The sequence below is a fragment of the Nesterenkonia salmonea genome (assembly GCF_005771525.1).
Taxonomy (GTDB): domain Bacteria; phylum Actinomycetota; class Actinomycetes; order Actinomycetales; family Micrococcaceae; genus Nesterenkonia; species Nesterenkonia salmonea.
This window is the reverse complement of record NZ_VAVZ01000087.1, coordinates 1-2,608: the sequence shown is the minus strand read 5'-3', so window position 1 is coordinate 2,608 and position 2,608 is coordinate 1. Positions and strand designations below refer to the sequence as shown.

Genomic DNA, 2,608 nt, shown 5'->3' with positions numbered 1-2,608 from the left:
TGGCGGATAGCCGGAGTTGGAAGCAATAGTCTGCGTAGTTGGAAGCGGCGTTCCGGTGACCGGGTAGCGGCTGGTTGTCGGCCCGGCCACCGGAGCATTCATTGTGTGATTCTATTCCCAATATCCGGCGGAGGCTCGGGCTTTTTCGCCGCGGTGTCGGCGCATGTCGACTTCGCCGAGGTTGATTGTCCGGGCGTTATTGGCCAGCCTGTTGACGATGGAGTCGGCCGCGACTCTATCGGGCAGTGTCTGGGCCCAGTAGCCGGGGCTGGTTTGAGCGGCGATCATGGTGGCTGCCCGGTGTTCGCGGTTGGCAAGGATGGCGAAGAGGTCGTTGGCGGCCTCGGGGTCGATGCCTACGGTGAGGAAGTCATCTATGACCAGCAGGTCTGCCTCTGAGAGCTTAGTCAGCAGTGCTTGGTGGGCTATCCCGTCCCCGCGGGCGATGATCAGTTTGCGGGCCAGTTCATCCATCCGGGTGTAGATCACCTGGTGCTCATTATGGCAAGCGGCGACCCCGATGGCGCAGGCGATATAGGTCTTGCCTCCGCCGGTGGGTGAGGTGATCAGCAGATTCGCAGTCTCAGCGCTCCAGTCGTGTGCTGCGTAGCGGCGCATCCGGTTCGGGTTGATGCCTCGACCTTCCCGGTAGTCAATCTCTGCGATGCTCGCTTTGGGGATCGGGAACTGGGCACCCTGGATGAGCTTGTCGATCCGGTTAGCCCGCCGCTGGTCCAGGGCGTCGTCGACGGCAGTGAGGAAGACCTGCTCAGGGGTGAGTTCGTCGTTGGCCTCATCGGTGATGAGCTCCTCGAACCGGGCAGCGACGTTGGTCATCCGCAGCGCCCGGAACTTTTCATAATCAGCAGTAGTGAACATCTGAAGGTCACCGTCCCTGCTGCTGGTAGTAGTCGGCGCCACGCACATAGACCCCAGAATTTTCGGCAGCCGCGGCATCTGAGGGTTTCGCCGTGGATGCCGCCGCCCGTCTGGGCCTGGATGTTTTGGCGTCACTATCGATGGCGGCCACCAACCGCTTCAACCCTGAGTAGGAGGCGTAGCCGCCGAGGTTGAGCATCTGTGCTGCCGCTGCTTCCAGGCGCTGCTTGTTCTTCCGTCCCAGGGTTTCCAGGATGTTCTGACATTCCAAGTAGCCTTGAGCTTCGATCTGGTTGCGGTCCAAGATCTGGGTGATCATCTCTACGGTGGCAGGCCCGAACGACCCAGCTCGGCGGGTGAACCAGTCCCGGGACCACAGCCCGGCCACATCCTTATGCTGATCGGGCACATGGGCCGGGTCGGTGGAGTACTGGCCACGCCGACCCTGACGGCGCCGGTGCTCAGCAACGATCTCCTCGGCTGCGAAGACCACTACCTGGGTCTGTGTCAGTCGTGCCCGCAGCAGTTGGCCGGCCAGCCTGTGAGGCACTGAGTAGTGCTGAGAATCGCAGGTGACATGGTAGTTTCGTCCGACTTTGACCTGTTTCCATTCGACCTCCTCGAAACCTTCAACAGGCAGTGTCGCTAACGCTTCGGCCTCTTCAGCGGCGAAACGTTCATACCGTGTGGTGTGATCAGCACGCACGATCTGATGGTTGATCTCATCGACTCGCTCACCGATGGCCTCATTGAGCTCAGCGATGCTCATCCAGACCTCCTCGGCGAGGTAGCCGATCACCCGTTTGTTGATGGTCTGTACTGCTGATTCGACTGCTGCTTTGTCCCGGGGCCGCCGGATGCGGGCGGGGACGATCGCGGTGCCGTAGTGATCAGCCATCTGCTGATACTTCGGGTTGATCACCCGGGCAGCATCACCCTTAGCTCCTCGATGAGTAGCAGTCGAAGCATGATCCGGGACCACGATCTGGGGAACCCCGCCAAAGAAGTCGAAGGCGCCGATATGGCCCTCCAGCCAGGACCCCATGCGCATATCGGTGAACCCACGGCAGTAGAGGTAGCCGGAGTAAGGCAGAACCGCCACGAATAGATACGCTTTGGTGACTTCACCGGTGATGGCATCAACGATCGGCAAAGTGTCACCGGCCCAATCGATGAACACCGCCCTGCCCGGCTCATGATGCAACGTGGCCACCAGATCGTTCTTGGCTGCGTAGTCGCTGAAGAGATGACAGTACTGCGAATACCCATACTTACGCCGATCGGACTGAGCACCCAGGTAGGTCCGCCACCCCTGCAACAGCGTGAAATGCGGATTCGAACGCATCGAGGCCACCACGGCAGCGAACTCCGGAGCCTCATAATCACCAGAAGCCCGTCGGCGGCGGTCCGGGAACAGTTCACCGATCCGGGACTGCGGTAACTGTGCCAGCGAATCAGCGGTGATGCCGTGCTCGGTAATCACCTTCCGCGCCCGGGCCACATCCCGCTGGGAACATCCCAGCATTTCACCGATCTGCCGATAAGACCGCGACGCCAAAAGTAAGGACATGATCGTCCTGTAGTCAGCCATGAAGGCCTGCCCTCCTGCACAGAGAAAAGCGACGCCGGCCGGCGCCGCCATCACTCAGCAGACCACAAGCGCTACCTGAAGTCCGGAACGTCGCTTCCAACTACGCAGACTACCGCTTCCAACTCTCGCTACGTGCCA

Annotated in this window: 2 protein-coding genes; both read right to left on the bottom strand. The window is 60.7% G+C overall.

Translation table 11 applies throughout. The features are described 5' to 3' along the window. Nucleotides 1–111: 111 nt before the first annotated feature. Nucleotides 112–879 (bottom strand): ATP-binding protein, encoded by a 768-nt coding sequence (locus FEF26_RS15325; RefSeq protein WP_138254400.1) that lies wholly within the window; start codon nucleotides 877–879, stop codon nucleotides 112–114. 7 nt (nucleotides 880–886) lie between these two features. Beyond that, a complete protein-coding gene (gene istA / locus FEF26_RS15320; protein WP_138254399.1) occupies nucleotides 887–2,470 on the bottom strand; it encodes an IS21 family transposase in 1,584 nt (527 codons plus the stop codon). Nucleotides 2,471–2,608: the final 138 nt, after the last annotated feature.